At 45.7% G+C, this 15,834-nt stretch carries 17 protein-coding genes; 10 read left to right on the top strand and 7 right to left on the bottom strand.

The window, feature by feature from the left end; all coding sequences use genetic code 11:
* Positions 1–89 precede the first annotated feature (89 nt).
* The 8 genes from L5M28_RS01505 to L5M28_RS01470 all read left to right on the top strand — a co-directional run bounded on the left by L5M28_RS01505 (position 90) and on the right by L5M28_RS01470 (position 8,486).
* A complete protein-coding gene (locus tag L5M28_RS01505) occupies positions 90–800 on the top strand; it encodes a TetR/AcrR family transcriptional regulator (RefSeq protein ID WP_263185616.1) in 711 nt (236 codons plus the stop codon).
* A 72-nt stretch (positions 801–872) separates the two neighbouring features.
* Positions 873–1,814, top strand: coding sequence for an ABC transporter permease (locus L5M28_RS01500; protein ID WP_317629991.1), 942 nt, complete (start codon positions 873–875; stop codon positions 1,812–1,814).
* Entirely contained in the window at positions 1,811–2,761 is a 951-nt protein-coding gene (locus L5M28_RS01495) for an iron chelate uptake ABC transporter family permease subunit (RefSeq protein ID WP_263172689.1), read from the top strand. Before L5M28_RS01500 ends, L5M28_RS01495 begins: the two co-directional genes overlap by 4 nt.
* Positions 2,758–3,540, top strand: coding sequence for an ABC transporter ATP-binding protein (locus L5M28_RS01490; RefSeq protein ID WP_014611499.1), 783 nt, complete (start codon positions 2,758–2,760; stop codon positions 3,538–3,540). Before L5M28_RS01495 ends, L5M28_RS01490 begins: the two co-directional genes overlap by 4 nt.
* Complete coding sequence (locus L5M28_RS01485) at positions 3,537–4,538, top strand: siderophore ABC transporter substrate-binding protein (protein WP_131523219.1); 1,002 nt, start codon at positions 3,537–3,539, stop codon at positions 4,536–4,538. The genes L5M28_RS01490 and L5M28_RS01485 overlap by 4 nt, the downstream gene beginning before the upstream one ends.
* 154 nt (positions 4,539–4,692) lie before the next feature.
* On the top strand, positions 4,693–4,983 hold the full coding sequence (locus tag L5M28_RS01480; RefSeq protein WP_028761491.1) for a DUF2607 family protein: 291 nt from the start codon (positions 4,693–4,695) through the stop codon (positions 4,981–4,983).
* Positions 4,984–5,068: 85 nt separating this feature from the next.
* On the top strand, positions 5,069–7,240 hold the full coding sequence (locus L5M28_RS01475) for a TonB-dependent siderophore receptor (protein ID WP_263202208.1): 2,172 nt from the start codon (positions 5,069–5,071) through the stop codon (positions 7,238–7,240).
* Positions 7,230–8,486, top strand: a complete 1,257-nt coding sequence (locus L5M28_RS01470; protein ID WP_263202207.1) for a DUF1624 domain-containing protein — start codon at positions 7,230–7,232, stop codon at positions 8,484–8,486. The genes L5M28_RS01475 and L5M28_RS01470 overlap by 11 nt, the downstream gene beginning before the upstream one ends.
* A gap of 93 nt (positions 8,487–8,579) precedes the next feature.
* On the opposite strand, the gene dpsA is transcribed toward L5M28_RS01470, so the two are convergent.
* Positions 8,580–9,047, bottom strand: a complete 468-nt coding sequence (gene dpsA, locus L5M28_RS01465) for a DNA starvation/stationary phase protection protein DpsA (RefSeq protein WP_028761488.1) — start codon at positions 9,045–9,047, stop codon at positions 8,580–8,582.
* Between the two features lie 243 nt (positions 9,048–9,290).
* Here dpsA and L5M28_RS01460 point away from each other — a divergent pair, with 243 nt between their 5' ends.
* A complete protein-coding gene (locus L5M28_RS01460; RefSeq protein WP_028761487.1) occupies positions 9,291–9,656 on the top strand; it encodes a hypothetical protein in 366 nt (121 codons plus the stop codon).
* A 47-nt stretch (positions 9,657–9,703) separates the two neighbouring features.
* A complete protein-coding gene (locus L5M28_RS01455) occupies positions 9,704–10,291 on the top strand; it encodes a GNAT family N-acetyltransferase (protein ID WP_411569164.1) in 588 nt (195 codons plus the stop codon).
* A gap of 207 nt (positions 10,292–10,498) precedes the next feature.
* Here L5M28_RS01455 and lipA read toward each other — a convergent pair whose 3' ends face one another.
* The 6 genes from lipA to mltB all read right to left on the bottom strand — a co-directional run bounded on the left by lipA (position 10,499) and on the right by mltB (position 15,818).
* A complete protein-coding gene (gene lipA / locus L5M28_RS01450; protein ID WP_028761485.1) occupies positions 10,499–11,464 on the bottom strand; it encodes a lipoyl synthase in 966 nt (321 codons plus the stop codon).
* Positions 11,461–12,114, bottom strand: coding sequence for a lipoyl(octanoyl) transferase LipB (gene lipB, locus L5M28_RS01445; protein WP_028761484.1), 654 nt, complete (start codon positions 12,112–12,114; stop codon positions 11,461–11,463). Before lipB ends, lipA begins: the two co-directional genes overlap by 4 nt.
* 93 nt (positions 12,115–12,207) lie before the next feature.
* The gene (ybeD, locus tag L5M28_RS01440) at positions 12,208–12,474 is read right to left on the bottom strand and encodes a DUF493 family protein YbeD (RefSeq protein ID WP_006082758.1); all 267 of its coding nucleotides are present in this window, start codon (positions 12,472–12,474) and stop codon (positions 12,208–12,210) included.
* A 121-nt stretch (positions 12,475–12,595) separates the two neighbouring features.
* Positions 12,596–13,771 (bottom strand): serine hydrolase, encoded by a 1,176-nt coding sequence (locus tag L5M28_RS01435; protein ID WP_028761483.1) that lies wholly within the window; start codon positions 13,769–13,771, stop codon positions 12,596–12,598.
* Positions 13,772–13,912: 141 nt separating this feature from the next.
* The gene (locus L5M28_RS01430; protein WP_263202205.1) at positions 13,913–14,758 is read right to left on the bottom strand and encodes a septal ring lytic transglycosylase RlpA family protein; all 846 of its coding nucleotides are present in this window, start codon (positions 14,756–14,758) and stop codon (positions 13,913–13,915) included.
* Entirely contained in the window at positions 14,742–15,818 is a 1,077-nt protein-coding gene (gene mltB, locus L5M28_RS01425) for a lytic murein transglycosylase B (protein WP_263202203.1), read from the bottom strand. Before mltB ends, L5M28_RS01430 begins: the two co-directional genes overlap by 17 nt.
* Positions 15,819–15,834 lie beyond the last annotated feature (16 nt).

The raw sequence follows: 15,834 nt of genomic DNA, 5'->3' as shown, positions 1-15,834 counted from the left end.
CTAGCTTCTACCCGCTGTATTGGGTATTGCCATGCAGCGGGTAGCAAGAGCGGTTAGAATGGCATTTTTGCCTTGGAAACCTTATCGATATGACACAAGTACCGGATCAACCGACTCAAAAACGCCAGCGAGGCAGACCTAGCCGTATTTCCCGTGAGGCTATCGCCAGAGCTGCGTTGGAGATTGGGGTTGATCAAGCGACCATCCCAGCTATAGCGGCGCATTTAAAGGTCGATCATTCTTCCCTCTACCATCACGTAGCAGGTCGAAATGACGTTATCTCCATTGCTGCTGAGCTTGCAATTAATGAGCTGGACTGGCGAGCGCCAGCAGCCACCGATTGGCGGAGTGAATTGATCATATTGACCGATGCCATTTGGGCACTCTATGAGCGTCATCCTGGCCTCGCTGAGTCTATCCATCAGGCCAGTGTTACGCCGTCATCGGGTATACGTTCTTTTGCTGAATCGGTCGAAAAGCTGCAACAAAAAGGCTTCTCCCTTGATGAAGCAGTGCTTGCCGTTGATATCTTAGTTGACATGGTGGGGGAGTGCTTTTTGGGATGGTGGTCAACCACTAAACCAGAAGCCGATGGTCGGACACGTAAAGAGCGAATTATCGCAATTTGGGAAGATGAAGCCACCAAGCTCCCTGATAAAGCTGAGCAGATAAATGCGATGGTAGACATCATGAAGGTGGGCGCCCGCAAATGGTGGGAGCGAAAACGTGACTTAGTGTTAGCGGGGATTGCCGTTACCCATGCCCAAAAGGCTGGGGGATCCGATAAGGCTCAAACATAGCGCGTCGATATGAAAACTTCATAGCGGCTGCAGATTAGTACAAGATTTATTACGTATAGGAAGTATCAGTTTGTGAAGGTGGTTTATGCACTGACGTGCTTTTTTGTGCTTTGTTTTGCCTCATTGCTGCTAGGCGCAAAGTATGCCTCTGTGACGCAGATGCTGACGTTATCGGATGATGTCTGGTTGGTGTTATCTGCGAGTCGTCTGCCGCGGCTCTTTGCCTTGATTTGCTCAGGTGTCGGGCTCGCAGTCTGTGGCGTGATATTGCAGCAGATTGTGCAAAACAAGTTTGTTGAACCTGCTACTTGTGGCGGGCTTGATGCCGCCAAACTAGGGATATTAATTTCAATCATTCATGCCCCGAGTATGGGTGTCACCGCCAGAATGTTGGGGGCTTTGGTTTTTTGCTTGCTTGCGAGCTTAGCTTTTATTCTGATTATTCGTGGTATTCGGTATAAGAGTCCGGTGCTCATTCCAATTATTGGGATTATGTTTGGCAGTGTACTCAGTGCGATAGCGGAACTTTATGCTTATCAAAACAATATGATGCAAAATATGCAGGGATGGATGCTGGGTGATTTTTCAAAAATCGTGCAGGGTAACTACGAAATCATCTATCTGATCCTTCCCGTAGTCATACTGACCTACCTTTATGCACAGCGCTTTACCATTGTAGGAATGGGCGAAGGCTTAGCTACCACACTAGGCCTGAGTTATTTCAACCTAGTTATCTTAGGGTTAGTGCTGGTTTCCCTGACCATAGCGACCACAGTTATCACAGTCGGGAGCATTCCATTTATTGGTTTGATTATTCCTAATCTTGTCGCTATGCGTTACGGCGATAATTTAAAACGTACCTTGCCTATTATCGCCTTTGCTGGCGCAACACTACTGATTATCTGCGACTTACTTGGTCGGCTTGTTTTGTATCCCTTTGAAATTCCTATAGGTCTAACGGCAAGCTGTTTAGGTGGACTCATATTTTTAGTTATCGTTTGGAAAATCAAATGAAAGACAGTGCATGGCGTTTTTTGAGCTGGGGGCTGCCTATTATGTTGGCAGTCACATTTTTATTGATGGGCTCAGGCTTTGATTTTGACTATGTCATACCGAATCGATTGGTGCGTTTGGGCACTATTTGCCTTGGTGGTGTCTGTATTGCGTTTTCTTCGATACTGTTTCAGACCTTAGCCGGAAATCGCATTTTAACGCCATCTATCATGGGGTATGAAGGGGTTTACTTGATTTTGCAGGCTCTGTTGATCCTTATCTTAGGGACGGGCAGCAGTATTCTGATCACCGCTAACAGCAATTTCTTTGTCTCAGTCGTGGTGATGTTGCTTTACTCAACGGCGATTCACCGCTGGCTATTTAGTGGAGATCGACATGATGTGTTCTTCCTACTGCTTGTGGGCTTAGTGCTCACTGTGGTGTTAGGCAGTTTTACTCAGTTAATCCAATATTCTATCAGTCCCGGTGAGTTTTCTATTTTCCAGAGCTATAGCTTAGCGTCGTTCAACCGCGCTCAACCAGAGCAATTGCTTATCTCTCTAGTGCTTGTCAGTGCCGTGTGTATTGCCGCTTGGAGAGTGCGCGCTGTACTTGATGTATTACTGATGGGGCGGGAGCAAGCTATCTCTCTTGGTATTGATTATCAAAAAGTGGTGCGCCTGCTATTGGGTCTTATCGCGGTATTGGTCGCAATATCAACCAGTTTAGTGGGGCCGACTGCTTTTATGGGGATATTTGTCGCGAACATGGCCTATGCACTGGCAAGGCATCCGTCGCACTCATTTACTTTGATAACAGGATGCGCCGTTGCTATCTCGGTTTTTCTGATCGCGCAAATGCTCGTTGAGCATCTGTTTAATTATCAAACCAGTGTTGGGCTGTTAATTAATCTATTTTGTGGCGCCTATTTCTTTGTCTTAATTCTTAAACCTCGGAGCGCAGTGTGATAACCGTCAATAACTTATATCAGTCTTATGGCGCGAAACCTGTGCTAAAAAATGTCACTGCACAATTTCCCGAACATCAGATGACTTCTCTTATCGGCCCTAACGGTGCTGGCAAAAGTACCTTACTGATGTCGATTGGCCGGTTACTGAATATCCAGCAGGGCGAGGTATTACTCAAAGGTACTGCTATCCACAATATTCCCTTGAAGGATTATGCCAAGCAAGTTGCAACCATGCGTCAGTTTAACAGCCTCAATTTACGCCTGACGGTCAGGGAGTTAGTGGCATTTGGTCGTTTTCCCTATAGCCAAGGGGCACTCACAAAGGAAGATCATCGCGCCATTGATGAAGCGCTGTCGTTTTTAGCTTTACAGTCATTAGCCAATGTATTTATTGATGAACTTAGCGGCGGACAACGCCAAATGGCTTTTCTGGCAATGGCGATTGCGCAGCAAACGGATTATTTATTGTTAGATGAACCGCTCAACAATCTGGATATGAAACATGCCGTTAGCATCATGCGGGCACTTCGCCATCTGTGTGACGATTACAAACGAACGGTAGTGTTAGTGGTTCACGATATCAATTTTGCGGCTAACTACTCCGACTATATTGTCGGTATGAAGCAAGGCGTTGTGCACTGCGCTGGACCCGTAGAAGAGGTCGTCACAGCACAAAGGTTAAAAGCACTGTACGAACTGGATCTTGAGGTGCTGAAAACGAACCAAGGAACAGTATGTAACTATTTCAACTTCAACTTACAAGGAGAATACAAGTGACGTCGAAATGTAGAAGTGGGACTAAAGTGATAGCGATTCTGTTATTTAGCTCGGCTTTTTTGCTGGCCTGCGACAATAAAACTGAATCAGTACAACTTGCATCATCGGATACGAGTGCTTCAACGGCTGAGTTGGATTTTGCCCCGATAGAGGTAGAGCATAAGCTGGGCACTACAGTTATTACAAAACGGCCAGTGCGTGTTGCGGCCCTAGATATGAATGAAGTCGACTATCTCGAACAGTTGGGTATTCCCATTGTCGGTATGCCAAAGGATTTTGTTCCTTACTACCTGAAAGACTACAGCAACAATAGTGATATCGTTGATTTAGGTGCTATCGTTCAACCCAATATGGAACGTATTTATGCACTTAAACCCGATTTGGTGCTGATGTCATCCGTTCAAGCTAGTCATTATCAAGCGCTTTCCAATTTGGCACCAACCATTCATTTGGATATTGATTACCAAGACAGCAACAGCGATTACTTTGATATAGTCACAAAACACTTATTGATGCTGGGTAAATTATTCGATAAGCAAACCTTGGCAAAACATAAAGTGGATGAACTGGAAAGTAAGATCCAAGCCGCCAGAATGGTGATTAAAGACAGGCCAGAAAAAGCCTTGGTGGTGCTACATAATAATGGTGCTTTTCGATTTTTAGGTATTCGTTCTCGCTATGGGTTTATTTACAGTGCGCTAGGGGTTAAACCTGCCAGCTTATCAGAGCAGATGGGATTGCACGGTCAACCTGTATCAAGCGAGTTTATTCTTGAAAACAATCCCGACATCATTTACGTGGTTGACAGAACCGCAGTAATGGAGCGAAGCCCCGTATTGGATAAACAATCTATTGATAATCCTCTTTTGCGTGAAACTAACGCTTGGAAGACGGGGAACATTATTTTTGTGGATCCCGAGGCTTGGTATATAACTGGGGCGGGCATAACATCCCTTAATATCATGATTGATGATGTGTTAAAGGGTTACGTAAAGTAGCAGGCTGCAAATAGTCTATGGACGGCATAGCTAATGACTCATGAGATAAGTTACCTCTTGTAACATTTAAGCCCTACGGCTTAGGTAAATCGGTTTGCAACTTTAGTAGTGCTTAACATACAATCGCCTGCCAAATTATCTGAGGAAGTAGGGTTTGAATAGTGTGATACAAACAAGACGCACCCTAGCAATATGGCTTGCTGCCATATTGGTGCTATTGTCTGTTGCCATTGCTGTTCACAGTGTTTCCCATGCTAGTGAAGACTCTAAGGCCAATTGCTCGCTGTGCTTACATCAGCACCAGTTGCAACATGCGCTAACCAGTACACCCTTTCATTTTCAACTCGCTCAGCAGGGTTATATCTCGGTTGAGTTTCAGGCCGTTTCCTTTAAGCGACCTTTTAGTCGTTTCTTCAATAGTCGTGCTCCGCCCATAACAGCATAAGTTACTGTTTATTCAATTTATCTTAATTAACTTTGAGCGCCTTGGCTTAGCTAAGGCGCCCATGCTGTTTATTTTCGGAGTGAAAATGACTTCTTTTTATGCCCCTAAGCGCACTGCGCTGTTGCTGGGCGCTTTGTTTGTGCTCAATCCTATTTCAATGTTGTTGGCCGCAGAAAGCAGCCAATCGAGTTCACAAGCTATTGATACTGTGAGTGACGCAGTGCTTGACACTGATATTGAACGTTTAAGTATCCACTATCGCCAAGCCTATCGTGGCAATGTGTCCTCAACTGAACTTCCCCAAGCGATCAGTGTGTTAGACGAGCAATTGATAAAAGATGCGGGGCTGACGCGGTTTCAAGATGTACTGGACTATTCTGCCAGTGTGGCGCGGCAAAATAATGGCGGCGGCTTATGGGATAGTTTTTCCCTACGAGGCTTTCCGGGCAACGAAAACATGCCATCGGGGTATTTAATCAATGGCTTTAATGGTGGCCGAGGTTTTAGTGGTCATAGAGATTTATCAAACGTTGCCTATGTCGAGATTTTAAAAGGCCCAGGTTCGGCACTTTATGGCCGCTCGGAACCCGGTGGCACAGTCAATATTGTGACTAAGAAACCTCAGTATCAAACCAGTGGTTATTTAAAAGCATCGGCTGGGAGTTTCGACCAATATCGGTTAGAAGGTGATGTAACCTCAAGTTTAACCGATAATTTGGCATTTCGGATTAATGGCGCTTGGCAGGAACACGATAGTTTTCGTGATTATGTGTTTAGCGATAAAAAAATCGTTACGCCGTCTGTGCGTTGGCAGATTTCCGAAAAAGCTTCCTTGCTGTATGAAATGGAATACCTCAAGCAGGAACAGCTATTCGATCGCGGCATTATTGTGCTCAATAACGATATTAATACCGTTCCCCGCTCGCGCTATTTAGGTGAGCCTAATGATGGCGCAACGGAGGTGAATGCCACAGGGCATCAGCTGACCTATGACTATGAATTAAATGATGATTGGTCATTAACTGCTGGCTATAACTACCGAGACTCTAGCTTGAAGGGGTATTCGTCTGATGCCGAGTTAGCAAAGGGGCGGCAATCGCTATTTGATGATGGTCGCACGCTGACTAGGCAGCACAGATATCGTGACTACGCCTCTGAGGATAATTCACTGCGTCTAGAGTTAAGTGGTCATGTGGATACGGGTTTTATTCGTCATAACTTGCTGCTTGGTGCCGATGCCTATCACTACAATTTGAAGACGGGACTGTATCGTTATCGGGGCAAAAAAGGTGAATACGCCATCGATATCTATACCCCTCAATACGGTGGGCCTCAGCCAGAGGTGAGTTTGTTGTATGAGAATAACGAGACTCAAAAGGCGTGGGGGACCTATCTGCAAGATCAAATGGATTTAACTGAAAAGTGGAAGTTGCACCTTGGGCTAAGGTTCGATAGTTATCAGCAAGATATCAGTGAAGTCGCGAAAGATACTCTGTCAGAGCAAACCGATAGTCGAGTCAGCCCCAAGGTGGGTCTGGTGTATTTATGGTCCGATGCCTTAAGTTTCTATAGCTCTTATTCTGAAGGCTTTTTACCGCTTTCTGGAACTGACTTTGCGGGTAAGCCATTCGAAGCGGAAGAGAGTCAGTCGGTTGAACTGGGGATGAAGTTTAATGGTACTTGGTTAAACGATCTTCCTATAAACGGTAGTTTAGCCGTGTTCGATGCCCAAAAGAGCAATATCTTGACCTCAGATCCTATCAATGTTGGTTTTTCTGCCACCTTAGGTAAAGCTAAAAGTAGCGGGGTTGAACTCGATTTAGCCGCCGAACTGACGGAGGATTTACAAGCAAAATTATCCTATGCCTATCTTAATACCCGTACCGCCAATGACAGCTTGAATCCTGATTGGGGCGTGCTCATTCCTGCAGGCAGTCCACTGGTGAATGTGCCAAAGCATACCGCGAGCGTGATTCTGAAACAGGATTTGAATAGGCTTTCTATTGATGGTCATCTAGGGCTTAGCTGGCGTTATGTGGATTCGCGCCTCGGCGATTCTGCCGATCCGAGTTTTCAATTGCCTTCTTATCAGTTACTTGGGTTGTTTATGAACACCCACTTAAGCGACAACTTAAGCCTTGGAGTGAATCTGGATAACTTACTGGATGAACATTATATCGCGAGTAGCTATTCCGCTCTTTGGGCCGTGCCGGGTGAACCACGTAGCATTAAAGTGAGTGTCAGCTATGAATTCTAATATCAGTGCTAACCCAGCGTTATCTTCAGGTTTTGCCGAGCAAGAACTGGGTCGTTCTATTGGCCGCACCCGGATCAATAGTATCGATATGATGCGCGGCGCCGTGATGCTTATCATGTTACTCGACCATGTGCGGGAGCGGTTTTTCTTTCACATGCAGGTGAGCGATCCTATGGATTTGAGTTCGACCTCTTGGGGGCTTTTTGTGAGTCGCTTTGCCGCCCATTTTTGTGCGCCAGTCTTTGTGTTTTTAACTGGGGTTTCTGCATGGCTTTATGCCAATCGTAGCCATGGCGAGCCACGTTCAGCACGTATGTTTTTGATTAAACGCGGGCTGTTTTTAATCGCGCTGGAAATTTTAGTGATTAACGTCTCTAACCTCTCTTGGATGGTCAGCTATTACACCCTCTGGTTACAGGTGATTTGGGTGATTGGCCTGAGTATGTTAGCGCTCGCTGCGATGATAAACCTGCCTAGACCTTGGATGGCCCTTTTAGGATTTGCGATTGTTTTTGGCCATAATCTGTTGACGCCAATTGGTTTTCAGCCCAATGAGTGGGCTTACGGTCTGTGGACCATATTGCACGACCGCGGTTATCTCGTCAGCGAAGGTGCGCTTAGGGTTAAGGTGAGTTATCCCGTGCTGCCTTGGATTGGGGTGATTTTACTGGGTTATGTTGCAGGGCCACTTTTTAGTAATAAACCGAATGGAAGCCATCTTGATGCATCGGCTCGCCAGCAAAAGCTGTTGTTTTTAGGGATCAGCTGTTGGGTACTTTTTGCGGTGCTACGTGGGTTTAACCTTTATGGCGAAACCTTGCCTTGGCAGTCGGGGGCACATTTGGGGGAAACCTTGATGTCGGCATTTAACTTAACGAAATACCCGCCATCATTAAGCTTTTTACTGGTGACCTTAGGCGGCATGTTCTTTTGCTTAGTGGCCTTTGAGCGGTATTTTGCATCAAGTGGGAAAGTGGATGGGAGATTAGCACGAGTCGGCCATGGGTTGTCTGTGTTTGGCTCAGTGCCTATGTTCTTCTATATCTTGCATTTGTACGTGCTGTTACTGCTGTATACTTTAGCGAAATTCATCTTTGGCGCAAACCATGGTGAGTACTTTGGCGTGAACAATATAGGATGGGTTTGGTTTATCGCGGGCGTTTTAGCTATCGCATTGTATTATCCCGTTAAGCGGTTTAGCGAGTATAAAAAACACAGCACTCAGGCTTGGATTAAGTACCTCTAATCTATTCTGTGTATCAAGCTTTAAAGGCAAAAGTCGCCAAGTGTTTACTTGGCGACTTTTTTGCTTTGGTTAGATCAACAATCTATTTAGCGATTATTCTGCGAGTAAGCTGCGTAACATCCAGGCATTTTTCTCATGCAGTTGGATGCGCTGGGTGAGCAAGTCTGCAGTCGCCTCATCATTCGCTTGGTTCACCAGCGGATACAAGGCTCTGGCATTGCGGATCACTAGCTCCTGATCGCTTAACAGTTCGCGGATCATGGTTTCGGCTTGAGTGACACCTTGATCTTCTTTTATCTCGGTCAGCGCGGCATAGGCTGAATATGAGCCGAGTGCTCTGGCGCCTAATGCACGTACACGCTCTGCGATAAGGTCGACCGCAAGGGCAAGCTCGGTATATTGCTGTTCAAATAGCAAGTGTAAGCTAGTGAACATGGGTCCAGTAACGTTCCAGTGAAAGCTATGGGTCTTAAGATAAAGACTGTAGCTGTCGGCCAATAGTTGGTTTAGCCCTGCGGCGATTTCTTCTCTGTGAGCTTGATTGATACCTATGTTAATCATGGCGTTTTCCTTCTATTGTCTTACTGAGTGTGTTTAGTCTAATCTTCTGATATTAAATGTAAAATGAGTAAATTAGATTTTGTAAATCTATAAATTCGATTGAACTTTCGAGTGTTAAATCTCGTAAGCGATAAAGCCAGATATCATCTCCTTTCGCCGTGCTGTAGTAACAATGCCATGGCAGAACTGCTATTCTAGCGGCATATTGTGAGTCGATACTTTAATTGAATAAAACTGACCCTAATGAATAAATCAGCCTATTTAACCGCCATGAATGTGACAACTTGGCGAGTGCGCGACACTAAGGTGAAACCTTATTTAGTGATTTGGGATGAAAATGGTGAGTTACCAGAAGCAGAGCCGCTTATTGACGCTGTGCTAACGCTTATCGACATAAAGCGGGACGAATGTGATTTTGACTGTGAGCCCCATACGGGTAAACAGATCGTTTGGGATCTGCGACGTCACAAAGTCAGGCCACGTACCGCATGGTTAGTGTCTGAGCCGTTGGCTGATTTATTGGTGGGTTGGCAGGCTAAAAGCGCGCTCTGGCAGCAGATTTACCAATGGCGCGACCAAGTTAGCGGCCAAGCGCCAAGCAAGTCTTAAGCCCTACACGTAAACACATTAATAACCAATACTTTGGAATACCGGCGTTGAACATCCCACCAGTAGATAGTCTATTCACAACACCATTCGCAGCACAATTGACAGCAGGTTTGCCTGTTGAGCTTGTGGCTCTCACGCTTGAAGATGTTCCCCAAATGGCGCAGCTTGAATCCTTGGCCCATAGCCATCCCATGAGCGAGGGGAATCTTGCCGATTGTTTTGGTCACTTGTATCGTGTCCTAGGTTTAAAGCTGAGTGCTCACTTAGATGGAGATGCAAATACTGAGGCAAATATTGACGTCGTTTCGGATTCAGATACTGATCACGTCGAAGGACTCTTAGGGTTTGCGATAGTTCAGCAAATTATCGATGAAGTGACTTTATTGGATATTTGCCTATTACCGAGTCAGCAGGGCAAAGGTTACGGTAAGTTATTACTTAAGGCTGTGATGGCATCGGCCAAGGTATCGGGCGCTGTGGTGCTTATGTTAGAAGTGCGAGAGTCTAATCTCGGCGCCCGTGCTTTATATCAACAGGCTGGCTTTATTGAATCGGGACGTCGCAAAGGTTACTACCCGATAGAGGGCGGTAAAGAAGATGCTATCTTGATGGATTTAGCGATAACCCAAGAATGAGTCGAGCATTAGCGTTCATGTCGTATAACGACAGCTATACGAACCACTCTTCATAAACAACAGTCATAAATAACAGTCATAAAAACAGCCAATAAAAAACAGCGCCTAAGCGCTGTTTTTCTATTTTAATAACCCTGAACTCTATATCACTAAAACTCAGCATCATCTGAAGTTTGCATCAAGGTTATCCGCATCTAAGCAAGAAGGTTATTTCACTTCTTTACCTTGGGCTTGCAGGTCCGCATGGTAGCTTGAGCGCACTAATGGGCCACAGGCTGCATGGGTAAAACCTAACTCATCGGCTAAGGCTTTAAGCTCATCAAACTCGGCTGGTGGCACATAACGTTCAACCGGCAAATGGAACTTAGACGGCTGTAGGTATTGGCCTAAGGTCAGCATTTCAACTTTATGTTCTCGCAGATCACGCAGTACTTGAGCGATCTCTTCGTTGGTTTCACCCAGCCCCATCATCAGGCCTGATTTAGTGGGCACATTTGGATGACGTTCTTTAAAACGTTTTAGCAGATCGAGCGACCATTGGTAATTCGCACCTGGGCGCGCTTTACGATAATGCATGGGCGCCGTTTCTAAGTTGTGGTTAAACACATCAGGCGGCTCAGTCGATAAAATATCTAAGGCAGCATCGATACGACCACGGAAATCAGGCACTAAGGTTTCGATCTTGATGTCCGGATTAAGCTTGCGGATCTCACGGATACAATCGGCAAAATGCTGGGCGCCACCATCACGTAAATCGTCACGATCTACAGAGGTAATCACCACATATTTCAGCTTCATATCGCGGATAGTTTGCGCCAATTTAACTGGCTCTTCAGCATCAGGCTTAAGCGGACGACCATGGGCCACGTCGCAGAATGGGCAACGACGAGTACAAATCGCACCCAAAATCATAAAGGTTGCTGTGCCGTGGTTGAAGCATTCCGCGAGGTTAGGGCAAGAGGCTTCTTCACAGACCGAGTGCAGGCCATTTTTACGCAGCGCTTGCTTGATGTCTAAAATGCGTTGATTCGATGCCGGCAGTTTAACCCGTAACCAATCGGGTTTACGCAACATAGTGTCGCGCTCTGATGGGACGATTTTGACCGGAATACGAGACACTTTATCGGCATCTCTTAGTTTTACTCCGGGTTGTAAACGTTCAGGCCTATTCATGACGCTGCTAATCCTTGATGATGAACTAGGTGTTGATAGCCCAGTAATTGGCTAAAAGTAATAGTAAGTTGCTCGCCCGCTTCAATCACGGTTTGTGGTCCGCCAAGTGCTTTGCATTGCACCATTTCAAGACCGGCATAACCACAAGGGTTGATGCGGCGAAATGGTGCTAAATCCATATCGACATTAAGGGCTAATCCATGGAATGAACAGCCTTTACGGATGCGTAATCCGAGGGAGGCAATTTTACGTTCATCCACATATACGCCCGGCGCATCGGCCTTGGCATAAGCGTTAATGTCGTACTTGGCGAGCATATCGACAATGCTTTGCTCTATATGAGTAACGAGTTGACGCACGCCGACTTTACTACGTTTTATGTCGAGAAGAGGATATACCACTAGTTGTCCAGGGCCGTGGTAAGTGACTTGGCCACCACGGTCCACTTGGATCACAGGAATATCGCCAGCATTCAAAATATGCTCGCTTTTACCAGCTTGGCCTTGGGTAAACACGGGTGGGTGTTCTACTATCCACAGCTCATCTGGGCTCTCACTATTACGCGTGTCAGTGTAGTGCTGCATGGCATGCCACACTGATTCGTAATCTTGTTTTCCAAGATGCCGAATGTGCAAAGTCGTGTCTTGCAAGGGCAACCTCTCCCCTTAGAATTGAGTGGCGCTATTATACGCCTCTTGACCATAAATGTAAGACAGATCACATTTCATGGCCTTGAGGAATATTTATAGTACGCGGCGTACGCCTTCGATAGCGGCAAGTTCAGTGTACAAAATTTCGATATGGTCTTTGCTTGTCACTGTCACGCGGATAGTAATGGAGTGATAGCTACCTTTGCTCGACGTTTTTGTCGAAGGTGAATAATCACCCGGTGCATGTTTTTGTACCACAGCCACGACTTTGTCAGTTAGCGTTTCGTGGGCTTCACCGACGACCTTAAAAGGAAATGCGCAAGGGAAATCCATCAGTTCATCAAATTTAGTGTCTAACATACTCAGTACTCTTAGCGGCTATATTGGGATATATATGGTGGCGATTATACCCGATTCAAGGGCGATGCACTCCCCAAAAAAATAAAGCCACCCTAAGGTGGCTTTATTTATGGGACTTAGCTTAGCTAAACCATCCAGAAAACATCTGCTTAAAGTAATCGACTAATTTACTAAACCAGCTACCTTCGTTGACTTCTTGCAACGTCACCAGTGGGAATTGGGCAATGTCTTTACCATCAAGTTGGAAGAATAGACGGCCTACAGTTTCACCTTTTTTCAACGGTGCATCTAATGGCTTAGTCAACTCGAAGTTTGCTTTCAAGTCTTTACCGCGGCCACGGCTGATTGTAATAGGTGTATCAGTTGCGACGCCTAAATCAACTGTGCTCTTATCACCGTACCATATCTGTTGGGTTGTGAAGCTATCACCCGCTTTGTAAGGCGTGACAGTTTCAAAGAAACGGAAGCCATAGGTCAGTAACTTTTTACTTTCAGCTTTACGGGCTGATTCACTTTGAGTACCCAGAACCACAGAAATCAAACGCATGCCGTCTTTGGTTGCAGATGCGACTAAGTTGTAACCTGCACCAGAGGTGTGGCCTGTCTTGATACCGTCCACGCTCATGCTGTTATCCCACAACAAACCATTACGGTTATATTGTTTGATACCGTTGAAGGTATAAAATTTTTCGCTATAGATGCGGTATTCTTCTGGAACGTCGCGGATTAAGGCTGCACCTAACAATGCCATATCATAGGCGGTTGTTTTGTGGTTTTCTGAGTCTAATCCATGGGAGTTTTCGAAGTAGCTATCACGCATACCCAGCTGTTTTGTCCATGAGTTCATCATGTCAACGAAGGCGCCTTCGGTGCCAGCGATATGCTCTGCCATAGCCACACACGCATCGTTACCCGATTGGATGATGATACCGCGGTTTAAATCCCCGACTTTAACGGTAGTTCCAACTTCAATGAACATCTTCGATGAGTCAGAGAAGTTTTTAGACCAGGCATTTTTACTGATAGTCACATCATCATCGACCGAGACATTGCCCGCTTTGATTTCTTGACCTATGACATAGCTGGTCATCATTTTAGTTAGGCTGGCTGGGTTAAGGCTTTCATAAGCGTTACTCTCAGCGATAATCTGACCCGAATTATAATCCATCAAGACGAAAGCCTTGGCGGCCACTGCTGGTGCATCAGGTGTAATAATAGGCTGCGCAGCATAAACGGGGAGAGACACACTGGAAATTAGCAGCAATGTTTTAATGGGACTTTTTACAAAATTCATCATTAACTTGGCACGTCTTTTGGTTGTATTAAATGGAAAGGATTCGAGAAGATCTCCAACAGTGTACCACTTTCTGACTGTGGGTTTTAGTGAAGGTTCCTTCATCTCTATTTTTAAATCAATTCTGGTCCGAACAAACAGTCATTACTCATGGACTATATAGCCCTCAGGAAACCCATTTTGCTGGACGTTATTGAGCAGTTTGTCTGCTAATTCAGGTTGGCCTATGGGGCCGAGCTGTAGTCTAAACATATTGTTTGCGGCTTGTACACGGGTCTTTACCTGATATTTTCGCTCCAGATTTTTCGCCATGGTATTGAGTTTGGCTTTATCTTTCGATGCGACTAACTGAATGTAATGATTACCTGTATCTTGCGCGCTGGCAATAGCCGAATTAGTGGCCGCGACACTGCCGACATACACCACATCGAGTTTGATCCGCGCGGTTCCTTTGCCGAGCATGCCGAGTTTATAGGCGGCGGCGTAGGAGACGTCGAGAATACGGTCTGAGTGGAATGGCCCGCGATCGTTGATACGAATGATCACTTGCTTATTGTTATCTAAGTTAGTGATCCGAGCATAACTTGGCAGTGGTAGCGTTTTATGGGCACCTGACATGGAATACATGTCATAGGGTTCGCCATTGGATGTCTCATAGCCATGAAATTTTTCACCGTACCATGAGGCACGGCCTGTTTCACTAAAACCTTGGCCTGTGTTCATCACAGTGTAAGACTCGCCGTAAACAGTATAGGGCTTGTTACCGCGGCGACTATAGGGCTCGTACTTAGGCGTGGCATTTGGCACATGATCCACATTGGGTGGATTGAGTGGCAGCTTGTCATTCTTTAGCGAATAGCGCCCCTTGTTGGGGTCCATATTTTTTTTGTTTGTGCTGGAGCTAGCTTGGTTTGGGCTCGAAGAACACGCAACAAGTGTGAAGCTCGCAACCAAAACGACAAGCTGTAAAAGATTATTTTTTAGCGGCATGCTGTTCCTTTAATTGTTGGCTAAATTGATAAACGGCCATTGAATACAAAGGACTGCGATTATAGCGAGTGATTACATAAAAATTGTTTAAGCCAAGCCAGTAATCATCGTGATCGGCTTGTTCCAGTTTAATGAGTAAGGCTTTTTGCGAGACATCTAAGTCCCTCGCATCAGCCAAGGACAAGGTTGGCGTTAGAATATTGGCGACTTTATAATTGAGCTTTTCGCCTGCCCATACTTTCGCTTTTGGCGCTGTTTGGCTGCTATTGACCAGCGGCAAAGCAACGGGTGCATTGGCTTGCCAACCGTGTTCATGGAAATAATTGGCGACACTGCCAATCGCATCCTCTGGGCTTTGCAATAAATCGCGGTTACCACTGTTATCGAAATCGACGGCGTAATGGCGGTAACTTGAGGGAATAAACTGCCCATAACCCATGGCACCCGCATAGGAGCCTTTGAGGGTATTGATATCTAAGTGTTCTTCTTTGACTAATTTCATCAACTCACCAAATTCCTTGCGGAAAAAGGTGGCGCGAGGCGGATAGTGAAAACCTAAGGTATAGAGGGAATCAATCACAGGGTAATTACCAGTGAACTGGCCGTAGAAGGTTTCAATTCCAATAATGGCGACAATAATCTGTGGGTCGACTTGGTACTTAGCCGCCGCTTTAGCAATGGTTTTCTCGTGTTTTTTCCAAAAAGCGAGCCCTGCATCAAGACGTTTTTCTGTTAAAAAAATCGGGTAATACACATGCCAAGGTTTTGCTTCCCATGGACGGGTCATCGCATCGATAACCCCTTGGTTGTATTTTGCTTTGTCGAGAAAAGCGAGCACTTCTGTCCGAGTAAAACCTTGTTTTACTTGAGCTTGGATAAACTCTTCTTTGAGTTCAGAGGGAGTGGCGGGTACTAGTACTTTATCCACTGCTGGAGCCACTGGCGTGCTTGAAGCGGGTGCCTGCGCGGGTGTCGGTTCATTTGCCGTGGTGCATGCGACTAAGCATGAACTTAAACACAGTAAACCGAGTGGAGCCAAATAAGCTCGGAGAGTAGGCATAAAAAAGTCCCTAAAA

It is taken from the genome of Shewanella sp. SW32 (assembly GCF_025653365.1).
GTDB lineage: Bacteria > Pseudomonadota > Gammaproteobacteria > Enterobacterales > Shewanellaceae > Shewanella > Shewanella oncorhynchi.
The sequence above is the reverse complement of the archived record's forward strand: the minus strand, read 5'-3'. Positions and strand labels throughout refer to the sequence as shown.

What these genes read in the sequence shown, in the direction of transcription:
- L5M28_RS01495 (WP_263172689.1), top strand. Translation starts at nt 1,811, where the DNA reads ATGAAAGACAGTGCATGGCGTTTTTTGAGCTGGGGGCTGCCTATTATG.
- L5M28_RS01470 (WP_263202207.1), top strand. Translation starts at nt 7,230, where the DNA reads ATGAATTCTAATATCAGTGCTAACCCAGCGTTATCTTCAGGTTTTGCC.
- L5M28_RS01435 (WP_028761483.1), bottom strand. Translation starts at nt 13,771, where the DNA reads ATGATGAATTTTGTAAAAAGTCCCATTAAAACATTGCTGCTAATTTCC.
- dpsA (WP_028761488.1), bottom strand. Translation starts at nt 9,047, where the DNA reads ATGATTAACATAGGTATCAATCAAGCTCACAGAGAAGAAATCGCCGCA.
- L5M28_RS01460 (WP_028761487.1), top strand. Translation starts at nt 9,291, where the DNA reads ATGAATAAATCAGCCTATTTAACCGCCATGAATGTGACAACTTGGCGA.
- L5M28_RS01475 (WP_263202208.1), top strand. Translation starts at nt 5,069, where the DNA reads ATGACTTCTTTTTATGCCCCTAAGCGCACTGCGCTGTTGCTGGGCGCT.
- L5M28_RS01505 (WP_263185616.1), top strand. Translation starts at nt 90, where the DNA reads ATGACACAAGTACCGGATCAACCGACTCAAAAACGCCAGCGAGGCAGA.
- mltB (WP_263202203.1), bottom strand. Translation starts at nt 15,818, where the DNA reads ATGCCTACTCTCCGAGCTTATTTGGCTCCACTCGGTTTACTGTGTTTA.
- lipA (WP_028761485.1), bottom strand. Translation starts at nt 11,464, where the DNA reads ATGAATAGGCCTGAACGTTTACAACCCGGAGTAAAACTAAGAGATGCC.
- ybeD (WP_006082758.1), bottom strand. Translation starts at nt 12,474, where the DNA reads ATGTTAGACACTAAATTTGATGAACTGATGGATTTCCCTTGCGCATTT.
- L5M28_RS01430 (WP_263202205.1), bottom strand. Translation starts at nt 14,758, where the DNA reads ATGCCGCTAAAAAATAATCTTTTACAGCTTGTCGTTTTGGTTGCGAGC.